Annotated in this window: 10 protein-coding genes; 4 read left to right on the top strand and 6 right to left on the bottom strand. The window is 45.6% G+C overall.

From position 1 onward, the window contains the following. Positions 1–163 precede the first annotated feature (163 nt). Positions 164–2,509 (top strand): glycoside hydrolase, encoded by a 2,346-nt coding sequence (locus tag ACKTT9_RS21535; protein WP_407867558.1) that lies wholly within the window; start codon positions 164–166, stop codon positions 2,507–2,509. 53 nt (positions 2,510–2,562) lie between these two features. Here the strand turns inward: ACKTT9_RS21535 and ACKTT9_RS21540 are convergent, their stop codons facing one another. From ACKTT9_RS21540 to ACKTT9_RS21550, 3 genes are all read right to left on the bottom strand, one after another. Beyond that, entirely contained in the window at positions 2,563–3,114 is a 552-nt protein-coding gene (locus tag ACKTT9_RS21540) for a dihydrofolate reductase family protein (RefSeq protein ID WP_407867559.1), read from the bottom strand. Between the two features lie 73 nt (positions 3,115–3,187). Beyond that, positions 3,188–3,625: a GNAT family N-acetyltransferase gene (locus ACKTT9_RS21545; protein ID WP_407867560.1), complete on the bottom strand. Its 438-nt coding sequence runs from the start codon at positions 3,623–3,625 to the stop codon at positions 3,188–3,190. Positions 3,626–3,709: 84 nt separating this feature from the next. Further along, complete coding sequence (locus tag ACKTT9_RS21550) at positions 3,710–10,621, bottom strand: S-layer homology domain-containing protein (protein WP_407867561.1); 6,912 nt, start codon at positions 10,619–10,621, stop codon at positions 3,710–3,712. Between the two features lie 386 nt (positions 10,622–11,007). On the opposite strand from ACKTT9_RS21550, the gene ACKTT9_RS21555 reads away from it, so the two are divergent. The 3 genes from ACKTT9_RS21555 (at position 11,008) to ACKTT9_RS21565 (ending at position 13,202) form a co-directional block, all read left to right on the top strand. After that, the gene (locus ACKTT9_RS21555; RefSeq protein WP_407867562.1) at positions 11,008–11,772 is read left to right on the top strand and encodes a class I SAM-dependent methyltransferase; all 765 of its coding nucleotides are present in this window, start codon (positions 11,008–11,010) and stop codon (positions 11,770–11,772) included. Positions 11,773–12,039: 267 nt separating this feature from the next. Continuing rightward, entirely contained in the window at positions 12,040–12,336 is a 297-nt protein-coding gene (locus ACKTT9_RS21560) for a transposase (protein WP_407867563.1), read from the top strand. Between the two features lie 11 nt (positions 12,337–12,347). Beyond that, the gene (locus ACKTT9_RS21565; protein ID WP_407872978.1) at positions 12,348–13,202 is read left to right on the top strand and encodes an IS3 family transposase; all 855 of its coding nucleotides are present in this window, start codon (positions 12,348–12,350) and stop codon (positions 13,200–13,202) included. A gap of 264 nt (positions 13,203–13,466) precedes the next feature. Here ACKTT9_RS21565 and ACKTT9_RS21570 read toward each other — a convergent pair whose 3' ends face one another. From ACKTT9_RS21570 to ACKTT9_RS21580, 3 genes are all read right to left on the bottom strand, one after another. Continuing rightward, positions 13,467–15,170: an S-layer homology domain-containing protein gene (locus ACKTT9_RS21570; RefSeq protein ID WP_407867564.1), complete on the bottom strand. Its 1,704-nt coding sequence runs from the start codon at positions 15,168–15,170 to the stop codon at positions 13,467–13,469. A gap of 183 nt (positions 15,171–15,353) precedes the next feature. Further along, positions 15,354–15,947: a TetR/AcrR family transcriptional regulator gene (locus ACKTT9_RS21575; RefSeq protein ID WP_407867565.1), complete on the bottom strand. Its 594-nt coding sequence runs from the start codon at positions 15,945–15,947 to the stop codon at positions 15,354–15,356. A gap of 14 nt (positions 15,948–15,961) precedes the next feature. Next, positions 15,962–17,407, bottom strand: a complete 1,446-nt coding sequence (locus ACKTT9_RS21580) for an FAD-dependent oxidoreductase (protein WP_407867566.1) — start codon at positions 17,405–17,407, stop codon at positions 15,962–15,964. Positions 17,408–17,537: the final 130 nt, after the last annotated feature.

Genomic DNA, 17,537 nt, shown 5'->3' on the forward strand with positions numbered 1-17,537 from the left:
TCCCCCCTTTTCACGCGGCATTCCTATTATAAATGTCTTTTGTTACATCAGTATGGCAAAATGCTTCAAGACGTAGACCTATCCGAGATCTCCATTTGGCACATTCGTGTAACATTGCCTCCTTATACTGAACATCGAATCAAACAAATTAGGAGGTATTTTTATGAAAAAGCGAAAGCTTGCATTACTTTGTGCAGCTAGTCTCATTACTGTAGCCCTAACCGGGTGCCGCGATCAAGCTGCAAACCAGCTAACACCCACCAGTGGGCAGCAAACCATTTCAACATCCGTTCAACCGGAGGGTGAGCCCTTCGATTACGAAGTCGATCCCGAGACATTCACTCTGACGATTATTAAAAATGGGGTTCGTATGCCGGCTTCGATGGCCCTGCCCAAAACAGCTGTAACTGATCTCGTTAAGGAGAAAGATTCGATAAAATGGACTTATCCGGGACAAGTGAAAATTAGTATCGCCAAAAAAAACGACTATCTCGATATTCATTTCGATTCCATAGGCGCAGAGCAGTTTCAATGGCCTTCAGTAAAAGCACAGAGTTACGTGCTTCCCTTGGGCGAAGGAAAGATCATTCCGGCAGACGACACGAATTGGCGGACTTTCTTGGATGATCAGAGCTACACTTGGAGTGAGTCGTTCTCGATGGACTTTTTTGCTTTGAAAAATGACCCCTTCTCCCTGGTTTATGTCGTTACAAATAAATTCAATGATGAGGTTCATTTCGATACGTCTTCTTCGCTTCAATTTCAATTTACACACGCATTTCCAAGCATCAATAAGGATAAAAGCTATGGATTCCGCCTGTATGTTACGGGCAATGACCCGCAGCAAATGGTTCAACCTTACAAAAGTTATATCGAAGAAAGCGGAAAATACGTGACGCTTGCGGACAAATCGAAAGAGAATCCCAATATTCAAAAACTGTACGGGGCACCACAGATTTACTTATGGAGTGAGTCGATCCTTACCGATCGCGATGTCCAGTGGCCCAAAATCCGACCGTTACTCTCGGGTGCTCTAGGTCAGTGGCTGGTCAAGCTGCTCGCAGGTACAGCCGAAGGTAGCGATGAACTTGCGCAGGTGTTGAAGGACATCGCGAAACAGATCAGCTTCGACGCCTATCAGAAAAGAGTTGTCCTAAGTGCGCTTAATCAAGGAATGAAGCTGAAAGGTTTTTATTCAAAGGCCGTATTTCCGAATCCCGGAAGTGAGGCACAGAAGCTGATGGATCTAGGAATCGATAAATTAAGCGAGCAAAAACTGTACGACCTCAACAAGCTGCTGCTCAAAAGTGTGTTGAAAGACGCCGCGGGGGATATTTCTACTTGGGGACAGGCGGATTCAACAGATCTAATCAACGATATGCAGAAGTCCGGAATTCAAAAAGCATGGATCGGACTTCCCAACTGGGCTGATGGTCTGAGCAATCCCCGTATGGTTGAAGCAGCCAATCAGGCGGGATACTTAATCGCTCCTTATGACTCCTACCATTCCATTCAGGAGCAACCCGATCCTTCATGGAACACGGCGTTTTTCCCTGATCCTTCACTTTATGATCAGGCAACGATCGCCAAAAAGGATGGTACGAAAATTGCCGGCTTTCTTCAAAGAGGGCGAAAATTGAATCCAACTTTAGCTATGCCTAGTGTGAAACAGCGGGTCGAGGGAATCCTTCAAGACGGGATTGGTTACAACTCGTGGTTTGTTGACTCAGACGCGACTGGAGATGTCTACGACGATTACTCCCCCAATCATCCGACAACACAGCTTCAGGACATGATGGCCCGCTTAGATCGGTTTACCTATTTTGCCAAAGACAAACATATGGTAGTTGGCTCGGAGGGTGGAAATGATTACGCGAGTGGAGTTATTGCTTACGCGCAAGGCATTGAGAGTCCCGTCATCGCTTGGGGCGACCCGGACATGCGGGAGAATAAAAACAGCCCCTACTTTGTAGGCGGATATTACGCTGCTTCCGGCATCCCGGAACGTTACGGCAAATCAGTACCGCTTAAACCTCTGTATGAAAAGGTCTACAACGACCCGGTGTACGCCTTGCCTTTATACAAGCTTGTTTATAATAACTCCATTATTACGACTAATCATTGGGAGTGGGGTACTTATAAGATTAAAGGTGATGAAGCGGATAAAATGTTATATGGCCTTTTGTACAATGTACCTCCCTTATATCACTTGAACCGTGCAGCTTGGGAGCAAGAGAAAGCCAGCATCCTGGATTATTTGAAGGTATGGTCCCCTTTCCATCAGCAAGCCGTCACTCAACAAATGAGTAAATTTGCCGTGTTAACCGATGACAGACTTGTTCAAAGTGCACAGTATGGCAACGACCTCAAGGTTATTGCCAACTTTTCCGAACATGAAGTCAAGATAGATAACGATGCTATTCCGGCGATGTCGGCTGTCATTTATGAAGGAAAACAGCGTTCGATTTTCCATGCAGCAGATAATGTTAAGCTTTTTGCCCGTAAGTAGCATGTAAACAAATAGAGAACCAGCCGGCATATCGGTTGGTTCTCTATTTGTTATTACTTATTCATATGATAGATTAGCTGCACAACGCCAGAGGAGAATGTTTTGGTAGTAATCAATTTCAGGTTTAGTCTCTGATTAATATCCGTAAACAACGGCTTTCCTTCTCCAAGAATAACTGGGTGCACAGATAATCTAAACTCATCAACTAGTCCTAAATGGATAAACGTTGTAATAAGACTTGCTCCACCATACAGCCAAATATCTTGGCCTGGCTTATTCTTTATTTTATTTACTTCTTCCAAAATATGGTCATTAATGAAGATGGCTTTATGATCGGTCCCACTTTGTGTTCTTGAAAACACATATTTCTCTTTACTATGAACGAGATCCCAAATTTCATGATCCGTCTCTTCATTTTCAGAATCAGGCGTATATTGCCCCCATAAATCATAGCTTTTTCTACCATAAAGGATGGTATCAATTTGATTTAAGAACTGTGTGAACCCCATCTCGGCGTCCATCACGCACCAATCAACTTCCCCCTTACTTCCTTCAATAAACCCATCTAAAGTTACGGCTAAATCCAAAATGATTTTACGGCTCATGATCGGTTAACTCCTTTCGTTGATCTACAGCCTAGTATAGACATTAACTATGTCAACTTATGTCATAGTCATATCAGATCAGCTTTTTCGTAAAAATAATCTCCATAGCTTGATCATCCAGCAATAAGCATCCTGCATCTTTGTAACCCAATTTTCTATAGAAATGCTGAGCCTCTTCATCTGCTTGTGTGGATGTCATAACCCGTTCAAACCCTTGTTCTTTCATGCGATTTTCCCAAAAATCGACGACTTGCTTCCCCAACCCTTGTTTACGGTAAGGTTCGTCGAACCAAATCATATTCATAAACGGTGTATTATCCCAGAAGTAGCTAAAACGCATCCAACCGATGATTTCATCACGCTCATCTTGGAACAGGAAAATTCCGTTTTCTCTAATTTTAGGTGCAATTAAGTGCTCCTTCAGATGGTGATCTCTGCTTTTTATGAAATCAATGTCTCTTTCTGTCGCTGTTCTAATTCTCACACTTCTCCACCTCCGATATTCATACATACAAATTCCTTCTATCTGTTCAGATTCCTCTTACCCAAACAGCCGCCTTCGAGAAATCGAAGGCGGCTGCTTGTTTAGAAGAATTTAGTTCATAAAGCTCAGGAATTGCAGTGCACGCTTCAAAATCACTGCAGCTTGTGCACGATTTGCAGATTCCTTCGAAGCGAAAACGGTGTCGGACATGCCTTGGATGAGTCCGGCTTTCAAAGCCTGCGAAACGGCTTCTTTCGACCATTCCCCGATATCCGATCGGTCGGCGAATTTGTTCAATACCGAAATATCGCCTTGCATTTCCTTGCCGCCGACTTTCATAGCCCGGATCACCATCGCAACCATTTGTTCGCGAGTAATATTAGCGTTAGGTTGGAAGTTGCCGTCCTCATAGCCATCGATCAATCCAGCTTTTGAGGCCGAGCCTACGGCCCCGGCAAACCAATCCGTGGATTGAACATCGTGAAACACGCTAACTTTTGTTTCTACTAAACCAAGGGAACGAACCAGCATGGCCGCAAACTCAGCTCGCGTCACGTTCGCTTCAGGTGCAAATTGCTCATCGGTCATACCGTTTAAAATGAATTTACTTGCAAGTAGTTCAATATCTGTTTTAGCCCAATGCCCTTGCAAATCACGGAACGTTTTCTCCGATTGAATGACGGTATAAACGCTGTTGTGAGGCGAATGGATCGTTATTTCCGTAGATCCGTCATTAGTCGTTAGGACAGCCGGAACAAAGTGAACCTGCTTGTTCGAATCAACCCATACAGCGGTCAACGTGGCTGGGTCTACGGTCAGTTTACCCAAGTTAAGAGTACGGTTGACATATACGCCACCAAAGTCCGTTAATTCCGAACCGTTAACGGTGATCGTAAATTCGATCGGGTTCGTTATCACTTGCTTCGCATTCAGGTTATTCACGGCAGCATTCACATCGTCTCCAGCTTTTCCCGTTACTTTGGCTATCGAGACGACCACTGTAGAGTCCTTCTGAATATTCGCAAACAGCGTCACAGGCAATTCGTAACGAATCCCGTTTGATTGAATAACCAATTTACTTTGTTTATCCGTCGCACTGAGAAGAGAATTGCCTGGAAGTTCCACTTTCGTAGCCGAGTCGCTGCCTTTCACATCTATTATGACGAGCGGGTTAGCTAAGGCTTTCTCCAACGCTTTCGCATCTACAGTGACTTTTGTTACCGTACTTCCATCAGGCGCCGTTTCTTTCGTAACTTTGGCATCCTTATCAAGATTAAGGATACCCGTATTCGTATTGGAACCACCAGACGTTACTGGAGCAGATCCCGAACCCGTAGAGATTGGAGTATCTGAAGTATCTCTCGATCTAGAATTGGTCCAGAAACTAGCTGCCGGTCCGTACACGCTTTTAACGCCATCCTTATCTACGGCTTGAATCGTGAAAGTGTACTTGCTGCCACTCGTCAGACCCGTCAGCTTATAAGTCAGGACATCACCGACCGAAACGATTTCGGAATACGTGCTGCCGGTAACGGTATAAAGCGTATATCCTGCTATCCCTCTCACGGCTTGCGCCGCTGTCCATCGCAAGGTTGCCGTTGTTTCGCCAATTTCCGAAACAGTTAGAACGGATTGAGCCGGCCATGTGACTGAACCTGAGGTAACGGCAATGTTAGCCAATGCCTTATATACGCTACCAGTAACGGTGCCTTCAACGGTAAAGTTTCCTGGAGCCGCGTATTGGGTAGGAGCAATGGGGTTCCAAGCTACAGGCAGCTTTTGGGTCGAGCTGTCGCTGTATACTGCGCTCACAACAGTCGGCATAACCGGTGCTGTCCCTACTATGGTCACGATATTCTCCGGTGCAATGCTAACAATGACAGGATTGACATCCGTAGGTACCGTAGGCACTGGAAAAGCTGGTGCCGAGATCATAAATTTGCGGGAATATGGATCTGTTCCCTTCGACCTTACCGAGATCGCTGTAGTGTCAAAAGAATTGTTTGGCCATACATAGCTTGTCGCATTTGCCGGCAATTCGGCAACACTTTCTATCCCGTTATAAACCGTGAAGCCTTCGCTCCGCTCATTGGAATCCCATTTTAGAACCGCAGACGAACCATTGGTTGCTATTTTCAGATTCTGAGGAGGCGTCGGTGCGTTGAAAACTTGAACCTGTGTAAGCCTAGGAGGTCCAGTTAAATCAGTGCCTGCGTTGCCGCCCGATGCGTTTTCTACCATTACTTTGATATATCTGGCATGGTAGGTCTTGCCAAGATTTAACGCATAAGATGCATCTGTTAAGTCATCTCCGCCGTTTAGGTTGCCTGTTTCATAGGTGTAACCTTCTTCGGTTTTGAGATCAACTTGTTTGAAAGTCAAGTTGTCCAATTCAGCAGCCGATGAGTGATCACCGAAATCATCGGATACATAAACGGTAGCACCTTTCAATCTGGTGGACTTGGCAAGCAGCCTGATTTGGCTGAAATCCATAGCTTGACCAAGGTCAATTACAAAACTACCTTTTTTAGCTCCATCCGTACCCAACCAAGAATAATTTCCAATTTGGTCCAAGTTGGTCACATTATTGACGTTCCAAATCATAGGATCTTCAAGGACACCGCTTGTCAGTTTGTTGGCATTCCCATAAACATTAGCATTAGCGGATGCAAGCTGCAGCGAGTTGGCACCTGCCGACGAACCAACGTTGTATGCTTTTTTATTCAGCGCCAGGTTCGTAGAAGATACTCCGGTTGCAACTTTGGTAATCGTGATATCAGAAAGCTGCAGCTCGGCGTCGTAAGCTGAATTGGTGCCGCCGTTAGAGCTGCGGTAAATGCCCCACTTCGGACGCAAATATTGGTCAAAAGTCGCCGGATATTCGGTCTCGAAGTTGACATTGGTGCTTCCGACCTTGACGCTTCTTTCCGGTCTTCTCCACAAGTCCTTCACACCGTCGCCTGCCCCTTGTTTTGGAAACGTCTGATACACATCCGGGCTGTCAAACGTATAAACTTTACCGGTAACGGTATCCGTGATTTTAATCGTCAGCCAACCAGAATCGGAGATTAATGCCTGAAGCTCAACTTTAATCCAATGGCTGCCAATATCTTTCAACGGGATTCTCAGAAGGGTCTTATCGCCGTCGTATCGGTTATGGTTGACGATCAGCTCCCTCGTATCCTTGCCGGTAATCGACATAGCCAGAATATACGCCCCATTCTCACCGGCACTGTTGCCTCCTGGAAGGGTATCGGCTGCCTGGGCATTCGTAGCTTTTAATTGGAAAATATGTCTGAAGTTAGACTGGTTCCACTGATTGCCATCCGGAATGTTCCACAGCCATTGATAGGAAACAATATCGCCATTATATGCCGTAAAATCCTTGGTCGAATCTTCGTCCGGACGAATCTCGATCCTTTGTCTGTCATTGATAGCCGCACCGCCGACGACATAACCTTTTTCCCAGTCAAAAACACCTTTGTGTGCATATTCGCCGTCCCGAACTTTGTCTTCGAATTCATTGTTCAAGCCTCTGCCTTGGGCAACAACCTTGAACACGTTTTTCTGAAGGGTGCTGTCCCAGACGCTTTGGACATGGTTGTCAGCTAAGTTCGCTTCAGGACGATCCCCATAATAAGCATGGTAAGCATCTCGAATTCGTTTGGTTACACCTTCAACAGGCTCGTCGGTGCCCATCGCGCCTCCCAGAACATTATATGGAGACACGCCATCAATGGCATTCATTTTGATGGTTTTGCTATTTTCTCCAAACCCGCGTGCTGTCACATCCAAGGCAAAAATAGACGGAGTGCCGTTACTTAGGCGGATAGTGAATTCATTCGTGCCCAGCGGAAGCTTCGCCAGGAATGGAGCTTCGAAGGTGACCTTATTCCCAGTTACTTTGTAATCTGTATTTAAAGCAAGCTCCTTGCCTTCAGCATTCGTGATTCCCATAATCGTCTGACCGCTGGCAAGGCTAACTATGGTGCTGATCGGCTCGCTTTGATCCCAAGTGCTGTAAACAGCTTTGGATGGTGCAAGAGCCGTAGCGTTGGATACCGGATCTTTTCCATAAATCACCAAGCCGGATAACCCCATAGCCGATGTATTCTCATCCGTACGACGATCGCGTGGACCAACCAATACGGTGTTGATCATCACATAACGCGCTGTAAACGGATACAAGAACTTTTTAGTATCAAAGCCCCACTGCTGTCCGTTGTAGGTTACAAAGGACCACATGCCTTCGGTTTCCGTACCTCCGGCCAGCTTCCAGCCGTTGCTTTCCCAATCATAGTTGTTGGCCACATCCGAAGTTGTAGGGCTGCTCGCCCAAGATTGAGGATCATTGGAGTAATAAACTTCGAAACGAGTAGCATTCTTCTGAATATTGGCGATAGCGTTCGGAATTTCAAGATACAGTTTATCCACTGTCTTCGGAGATCCCAAGTCAAGGCTCAACGCCAAGGAAGATGGCGCATAATTCTCCTTATACACATTGGAACTAGAGTTTCTCCAAAAACCAGTCCCGTCCGTCTTCAAGGCGTCTACTCCAGGATGATCAGGTTGCTCGGAGCTAACCTTGAGGTTCACGCCATCTTGCGGCGTAAAACGGGATGGCGCCAACAAATTTACGGAACCGGTCTCTATCGATCGAGAAGGTTGACCGATAATGTTAAATACATTGCTTTTGATGGAGCCAGCACTGTTATCGAGTGTGAGATCGGAAACTAACAGCACATATTGCGCATTTACCGTTTGGCTCAGTGTCAAATCGGCCTTCTCGTTGTTGCTCAGATCCGTCGTTTTTCCCGCTCCGGGGATGAGGATCCAAGAGGAACCATGCTCGGTTAGAAGCGGCTTCCTCGTTGCCGTTGAGGTTGACGAGACAGAGGTGCCTTCCTTCAGCTCGTTATATGCCGCAGCATCGTTCGTATAGTACAGCTGATAATTTTTCAAGAACTTGCTGTTGCTGGTCCATTCAAGCTGAATCCGGCTAACTTCAATCTGTTTTTCCAGTTTAACGGCAGCCCAGTATTGGTACCCATCTGTCTTGGTTAGTGAACTGTTCGCTTGCCAAGCCGTATCCGACTGGTCGTCGATAAAGTTATTTTTGGTGCCTCCACTTTGAGAAACAACTTTAATTTCGGCGGATGGCGTTACTGCCCAGTTTTTAATACCGGAAATATTGACTTCAACATAAGGCTTAATATTCTGGGTATTCGTAATGCCAGTTCCGGAAAATTGACCATAGATTTTGTAATTTCCCGTACTATTCGGATTGTAGCCCTCCGAGCTCCACGTGACATTTACCTTTTCGATCTTGCCTGTGCTCAAGCTTACATCTAGTTGCGCCGGTAAGCCCAAGTTCTCGAATACAGTGCCTGGTGCCGCCGAAACGACTGGCTTCCTATCCCATGCCACGATATCCTTGGGCTGGCTGTTTGGATCCCAACCATCAGGGAAAACATAGGTGCTTGCATCCCTTTTAATTAAGTAAATATCGGATAAATACATCGTTGCAGCCTGATATTCATCGGCATAAACGGATTCATTCACGGTATTGTACATTCCTCGATATAGTCCCCATTTGGAGCGGTTTTGTTGTCCAGGCACTGCGGGCAGATCGACACGTTCCTTTTTCCCCGTATCCGGGTTCAAGACTTCAGGGCGTCTCAAGGTTTCCGCCGTCATGCCGCCTTTCCAGAGTTCTGTATTGCTTGCCACATCAACAAGTTTGCCGTAGACATAGCCTTTATCAGCGCTAAGGATCGTCACTTCCATATCCAGCCAACGGTCAACGACCTGATCTAATGGAATCGTGAACAGCGGCTTAATTCGGTACGCTTCTTGCCCATCCGGATTGTTTCTGAATTCCAAATAGCCTTTGCCATTGACGGAAACAAGCGTAAGCGTCGTTATCGGCTGCCCGGCTTCATCCCCTTCAATCGCCTTTAATTGAAAAATGTGGAAGAAACGTCGCGGAGCAATGAAGTCGCCGGCTTCCTTCTCGGCGGCATCCATCTGATACTTGATCGTTTCCGAAGGAAGCATCAGCTTCCAGTGATGGGTCATAATATCGCCACCCACACTATTGCCATCGCTTTTCGATGCACTGGTATTGCTCTTGATTTCGAGACGCTGACGGTCACTGTTGACCGCTCCCCGGTCACCATCGTCCCTGCTCACCCCTTCAGGGGTTTTGAAAGGTAAAAATTCATGATACCGCAAAATGTCCGTGTTCAGCTTGTCCAGTCCGGCACTAGCTTCAATCCCGTACTTCGTAAGCGCATTCACATCTGTTTTACCGATGGTTTGCAGATACATGTTATCTCCCAGCCAAGCGTCAGGAACGCTTTGAGCCGCCGGGTAGTCTCCGGAACGGTCATAAACCGATTCAAACCAATCCTTTCCGCTGTAAGACGAGGCTTTCCCTGGCCCTTCAATAGACCCTGTTGTGCTGCCAAATCCGATTTTGGAAGCACCAAGTACATCCCATGCATGCTCGCCTGATTTAATATTTAGCGGTAAATATTTGTCATTAGGACCCATAGAGTTGGCTATGGACGCCGGCAGTTCCTTCTCTACAGTTACGGTAATGGTGTATTTCTTCCTGTTGCTGCTGTCATTCTTATCCGTTAACACCAGATAATACGTCGTTATTCCACCCGGTGAAAATTGATCCAACTTGGCATCGCCCATATTGATGCCGCTGGTAGCGAATGGAATTGCTGTTGTTTCATCGCTTCTGAAAACCGTTGGAGTAACGCCCGGATTCGTCATTACGTTCAGCATTTGGTAAGATTCGCCGTAGGGCAACGAAATCCCAATGGTTGATTGAGTAACGTCAACTACTGCGTTTACTGGCTTGCTTACTTCGACTTCAAAAAGGCTTAACATCTCTCCCTGTGCGGCATGCGCCGTCGATGCAGAGAACCCAAAAGGGTTCAAAAGCGTAAGCATCATAGCAATTGTTAGAATAGCGCTTACAACTTTCTTCATAGCTTGTTGCGTGAGCATCCTAGTGCCTCCTTATGATAGCTTCTAAAACATCATCCCAGCAGAACAATCAGTGAAAGTTATCCCCCCCTACTTGTAATCAAAGCAGCCTGTGAGTGAAAACAACAACCTGCTCTAGCCGAAGAACGGAAGCTTGACGACCGAATTAATAACCGTTGTTTGGAAGCACTTACATTCATTCGGATAGCTTCACTCTATTGCTGATAGGGGAAACAGACAATGGAGATTATTATGGTGGTATGTGTTTTTTTGGGTTGGCGGTTGTGCTCCGATCGTCTATGGCGGTAAGTTTCGTTATAATTGTCTTTCACATTGACCAAATTTTTCCAAGTTACTTATAATTGATTTAACTTCTATTTTCATTTCAATCAGGGAGGGAAAAACGTATGTCATTTAGTTATTACGGAGAACTTTGTACCGAAGTCTATAACCACACGAAAAAAATTGGTCAGTCTATTAATGGGGATTTAGAGTATTACCAGGGAAAACTTAAGACTTGTAAAGGTCGTATACTTGAAGCCATGGTAGGCTCTGGTCGTGTAATCATTCCTCTTCTTGAATCAGGTCTTCTTGTAGACGGGGTTGACTATTCTCCCGATATGTTAGCTTCTTGTCGGGGGCGTTGTAAGGAACGGGGTTTAGTTACAAATCTGTATGAGTCAAGCCTGCAAGATCTTTCTTTGCCCGATAAATATGAGGCTATTATTATTCCAGCCGGTTCATTTTTGCTAATTGAAAAAAGAGAAGAATCACTTAAAGCCTTAAAGCGCCTCTACGAACATCTTCAACCTGGTGGCCGCTTAATGCTTGATCTGTTCTTGCCTGACACGAACTTTGAGTGTGGTAAATGGCGTGGCACGTCGACCTTCAACTTGCCTGGTGGGGACATCATCACCATGGAAGGCAAACAAATCGAGGCCGATTTATTCAATCAATATAAAGTTTCCTATATCAAATATGAAAAATGGCGCAATGGCGCGCTAATCCAAACTGAACTGCAGCGGTATGCCTTACGTTGGTATGGTGTCGAGGAATTTAAGCTTGTTCTAGAAAGTTTAGGTTTTACCGATGTGGTTGTGTCAGCGGATTTTGATCCTAACAAAGCCCCGACTCATGCGGAGCAGTCGTATGTATTTGAAGCTGTACGATAGTAAGCATCGTTGCCCTTTGTGACATAAAAAAGCCTGACGGAGCACACTCCGTCAGGCTTAAAGGTTTTCTACTTAACTACCCCCGCCACTCCATCTTCTATTCACTATACAGCCGACTTCACCCTACCCTGCCACCAACAATTTCAATCAACTAGCAGGAACCTGGCTAAAGTATTATTTAAGGGAACAGGTGCGGCTAGAATTAGAAGTGGACACATCGTTAAGTGACCCCAATAATAGACTTAACGAATAGGAGGGTGTCCGCCCATGGGAGAGCAACGCCAACGATATAATGAAGAATTTAAAAAACAGGCAGTAAAATATGTTCAGGAACAAACAAAGACATTGCCGGAGATTGCAGAGGAAATGAACATTCCAGCCGGAACATTAAAGAATTGGATGACAAAATATCGCTCCTTTGAAAACGAGCCTGTAGGTAACCCAGAGAAACTACGGGACATCGAGAAACGCCTGCAGGCCTCTGAGCGGGAGAAAGAGGATCTCCGGGAGGAACTGGCCATTCTAAAAAAGGCACTGCACATCTTCAGCAAAGAAAGGAACTAAGGTTCCAGTTCATCGAAGATCATCGCTCTGAGTTTCGGGTGGCGAAGATGTGCAGGGTCATGCAGGTATCGAGGAGCGGTTTCTACAAGTGGCAACAGGCGCTACCCAGCGAGCAAGAACTGCATAAAGCAGCGGTACTGAAGCGAATTGGTTATCACTTTCATGATTCCGGGGAGCGTTATGGCAGCCCCAAAATTACTCGTATGCTGTGGAAAGAGGGTTTAACCATCTCAGAGCGTACCGTCAGTGTTTACATGAAAGAGCTAGGACTACGTTCCTGTGTATCTCGCAAGTTTAGAGTACAAACGACGGATTCCAATCACAACCTACCAACTGCGCCAAATGTACTTGATCAGAAGTTTGCAACCGATACACCGGAGAAGGTCTGGGTAGCAGACATTACCTATATCCCTTGTCGAGAAGGTCGATTGTATCTAGCAAGTGTTTTGGACTTGTGCACCAAAGAAATCGTAGGCTGGCGGCTTCATGATCGAATGACAACAGAGCTCACTCTGAGCGCTCTAGAAGCCGCTTATCAGGCTAAAAGGCCAGGCAAAGGGCTTATTCATCATTCCGATCGCGGATCACAATACGCCTCCAAAGAATACAGAGAAAAGCTAGCCTCATACTATATGCAAGCAAGCATGAGCCGCAAAGGAAACTGCTACGACAACGCCTGCATAGAGTCGTTCCACAGCATTTTAAAGAAAGAACTCATCTATTGCACGAAATTCAAAACCAAGCAGCAGGCATACGAAGCCATTTTTCGGTATATTGAGTTCTTCTATAACCGCAAAAGAGTTCATAGTGCCCTTGGCTATGTTTCGCCTGTTCAGTTTGCAGCGACCTTTGCAGAAACCGCGTGATCGGCACTTAATGGTGTGTTTACTTTCTTGACAGAAGTCCAAGGAAGCCTCTATTTGGAGTAAATCTAACCGATGCGTCTCTTTGGGGAACTACAGGGTCCTATTCAGACTCCAATACGTGGTTTTCGAGTGAAAACGATGAAATAGGGGATCGTAGTTCCCTCTGCAAGTTGAAGATGTGCTTTTCTAATGAAATAGCGGACCGCAGTTCCCTGAAAAACCTTTAAACAGGCTTCGGAACCAACAATTCAGGCAATTCCTTAATCAATTAGCACTTTTCACCCGAATCTCCGTCGTACGATCCTTAGCATCCGATTCCAGTTTTACAACATAGATGCCCGCTTTGGTCGCCTTGAAAGGAATAGGTCCTGTCAGTTTCTCGTCGACGAGTACTTCTTTACCGTCTAGTCCGAATAACGTCAATTTTCTTTTTACAACTACGGTATTGTCGAGCTCAGGAGTTTCATAAGTTGGAGGAATTAATGAACCCTCGATATAATTCTTGTCAATCATTACTGGCTTCATTTGTTCGCTGACTTCAATTGTATAATCTTTCCCATCCTCCAAGGCAAGTTGATAGAAAACCCCCTCAATCGAATTTCCCTTATATCCCGTCTTCCATTCATTTCTACCCCATCCGATTGCATATGCATTATCTTTGGAATTTCCATCCATTACCTGAAACGATACGGCCGTACTTACCGGTGTTGTCAGCTTTACCACACACTCACAGTTAATTGTATAAGGATCCCCATTCCGAGTAGTGATCGAGAAATCCATATTAATTGCTGCGGGTTCTGGATTAAGCTTTACTAATTTACCGTGGATATAGATGTAGCTGTCACCATAATGCGGAGCAGATTTTGATAAACTCACCTGCAATAGTTGATAACTAATCGCCCCTTTAGCTTGAACCATTATTGGATTGTCATGACTCGCCACGGCTTTTAAATAAAGGTCTTCTTCTATTGGGAAAAGTTGATCAAAGTGCCCTGCCTTAAGGATAATAGGATGATCCGAATCCAGACCAACCTCAGCGATTTTGAGCGTAATCGTTCCCTTCTGCTGTTCCGTTCGTATCTTTGCATAAACGATACCATCAGCCTCTGCCGTAACTTGCATGGAACCGACGTTTCCTTCATTCAAGACCTTTCCTTCTGCATTTGTCAGTTCCATGTTAAAAGAGGACTGACTTTCTCCCTTAGCCTCTAACTCATACGTCTTATATTTCTTTAGCTCCGCTTGGATATAAATCGGCTCATCGGCATTAACATTGACCGTAACTTCTTTCTTTTGAGTAGGATCAAGAATCAAAGCTTGCTCTTTAATCGCGCCATTAGGACTTGCCGATACAGTTCCAGGTTTCCCCAAATCCCCTTGCTCCTTAAAATGCAAAGAAAGGCTAAGCAATGCCGCTGCCTCCCCACGACTTAAAGGTGCCTGTGTATCTTCCAACATGGACTGCAAAGTTGCAGGAAGGATGTCATGCCGGACGAAAGCCAATGCCCCTCCAGCCCAGTCCTGCTCATTTTGCTGCACAACTCCCGGAAAAAGCCTGCTTAACATAACGGCTGCTTCCTGTTTTCTCACATACTGCTTTGGCGAGAAGTTATCCTCGCTTGTCCCTTGAATAATCCCTGCTTTGTAAGCGGTTAAAATGTAAGGAACAGACCAGGCCTCCTGACAGTCCTGAAACGGCATGCTTCCGTCTGCGGCAGGCAAACCAAACACCATAACGACTAGTTTCGCGAATTGTTCTCTGGTGAGTGGTGAATCCGGGGAAAATTGACCGTCCGCTGTTCCTTCCACCAACTTCTTCGCTGACAACTCTTCGATGTAATTTTTATACAGATAACCTTCCGGTACATCCTGATATTTGCCTGTCTCCGCTAGCACCGAATTTCCAAACAGCAACCCAGAACAAATAACCATACCTAACATCCCAATTAGCTTTTGCCTTAGAATCATGTCTCTATCTCCTTATTAACTACCGTATGTATTGGCAAAATCCGGTACAACACAGCAAATTATACCACAATATTTTGAGGGATTCCGTTATTTTTTCATGAAAAAACCACAAAAAAATGGGCTCTCTCAAAGTAGATTCGTCTACTTGAAAATAGCCCTTGCTTCCCTTATCCTATTTATCTACTAAGGAGTAATCATCCTCAGCAGCACGTCAACTTTCGGAAGCTGGTAGCCTCCAATTTTCTGAACATTCAGCACCATCAGACCGGAGAGGACTGATAAGTACGACGAAATCATTTCGTCCAAATCTCGCTCCGCAACCTCACCGACTTCCTGTCCTTCTCGGAATAAGGCCCGCAGCTGCTTGACGTAGTTATCCATGGAATAGCGCTCAATTAACTCCACGACTTTCTCAGGCACTCCGTCTGAGGTTCTCGCTTGATGTATAAGTAGAAAATAGTCCGTCCCGCTCTCATCCATCATGTCTTGCGTTAAAGCTCTTATTTTATGAATCGGCGAGCCCGGCAGCTTGTAAACATTTTGCATAGCTTCATCCGATGCAATCATGGCCTTTTCAACAAGTGTTGTGAAAAGCTCTTCCTTCGACGTAAAGTAATGATAAAGCAGCCCATGGCTAATCTCGGCCTCAGCGGCGATCATGCTCATTTTCGTCCCAATAATCCCCCGTCTTGCAAAAACCTTAAGCGCAGCGCTCATAATTTGCTCTCTGCGTTCATCACGAATCTGAAGCTGTTGCTCTTCATTTAATGGAGGCAAGACATTCTTCACTCCTAACCTGGAATCAATTTGATCAATATTTCTTCTAATGGCAGCTCGTATTCTCTTAACAGATCGGCAAGTAATTGCCGCCCTTCCTCCGAAGACTCAAGAACCGACTTGACCATCTGTGGCTGAAACAACTCATGCAGAGGCAAAGATAATGAATTAACACCCCAGTACAAACCGAATAGTTTGAAATTATGATTCGCCGTACCCTCTCTCAGGATCAAATTCATATATCGGCTGCCAAAAGCAATTCCCTCAAGCGGTTCTGAGCCAGCTTCATATTCGACGCCATCCCACTGCATATCCGCTGCACAATTTAACCACCAAGCAGGTGTAATTGCTTTTTTTTGAAAAGTGCGTAGAACCTTTTGCTCGAAATGTGGCTCAGGATGATTCTGTTGCTCCTGCAGCATGGTGTCCAGCAAATCCGCTTCTATGGCAGCAACTGTCATCCCTTGGCCAAAAATAGGGTCATAAATGCAGTATGCATCCCCTAATACTAACAATCCGTCCGGCCATTTGTCCATTTGGTCATAGTGGTGACGGTACAGTTCAGGAACGCGAAAACCTTTAGGCGGGGTGATTGGTTCAAGCTCACTCAGGATTTCTCCAATCAGGGGGCTAGGAAGCTCAGCGACCTCCCGCTCGAAATCTTCCGGATTCGTTGGTGGATAATGCCCGCCTGGGCGATACAGCAGCATTTCAGCCACCTCATTCTCGATAAAGGAAAATACTCCCGTGAACAATCCCTGTATGGGTTGGCCCATGATGTTAATTACATCCCATTTCTCGATCAGATGCTTCATATGAGCAGGAACCTTATAACGGCGTGTGCTGTAACCGATAGCTGCTTTCATCCGATCAGGGGAAGGCACGTCATAACCAAATGCCTTCAGCCATTGCGTCAATTTGGAGGAGCGTCCACTCGCATCCACGATAAGATCTGCCATGTAATCATACTTAATGCCATCTTCCCGCTGACGAACCTGAATGCCCGTAACCGCCGTATGATTCCGGCTTGTATGCAGCCCAATGACATCATGTTCCTCTAGCAAGTGAACATTGGGAATCTTCCTTACACGGGCACGGATCACCCACTCCAACACGGCACGGCTGAACTTCCTATCATTCCGTTGGTATGGTGCTTCCACGGTTCCATATTGATTCATCATATGAACGGTCTTATGAAGCGAGCTTGGCGAACCAAGCGCCACCAGGTCATCTTCGTAACCAGGAAAAAACTGCTCTGTAATCATTTTACCACGCTGTGTGAACCTGTGGGGATGAAAACCGTGCGGAGCGCCATTCCGATCAGCGGGATGCTGTGGAAATTCGTCCTTATCGATAAGCAGTACTTCTTCATAATACGATGAGAGGACTCTTGCCGTCATTAGACCTGCCATACTGCCACCGATTACGATCGCCTTGCCTGCTTTTTGAACAAAATTCATATCCTTCACCTCTGTATATTATTTGATTGACTCAATCAGTCAACAATAGGTTAAACCATTATTTTCCTGAAGTCAATAAGATATTTGCCTTCCTAAATTCTTCAAAGTGGTGGAAACATCCCCTGGTATT

The organism is Paenibacillus sp. P36, from assembly GCF_045866505.1.
GTDB classification, from domain to species: Bacteria; Bacillota; Bacilli; order Paenibacillales; family NBRC-103111; genus Paenibacillus_E; species Paenibacillus_E chondroitinus.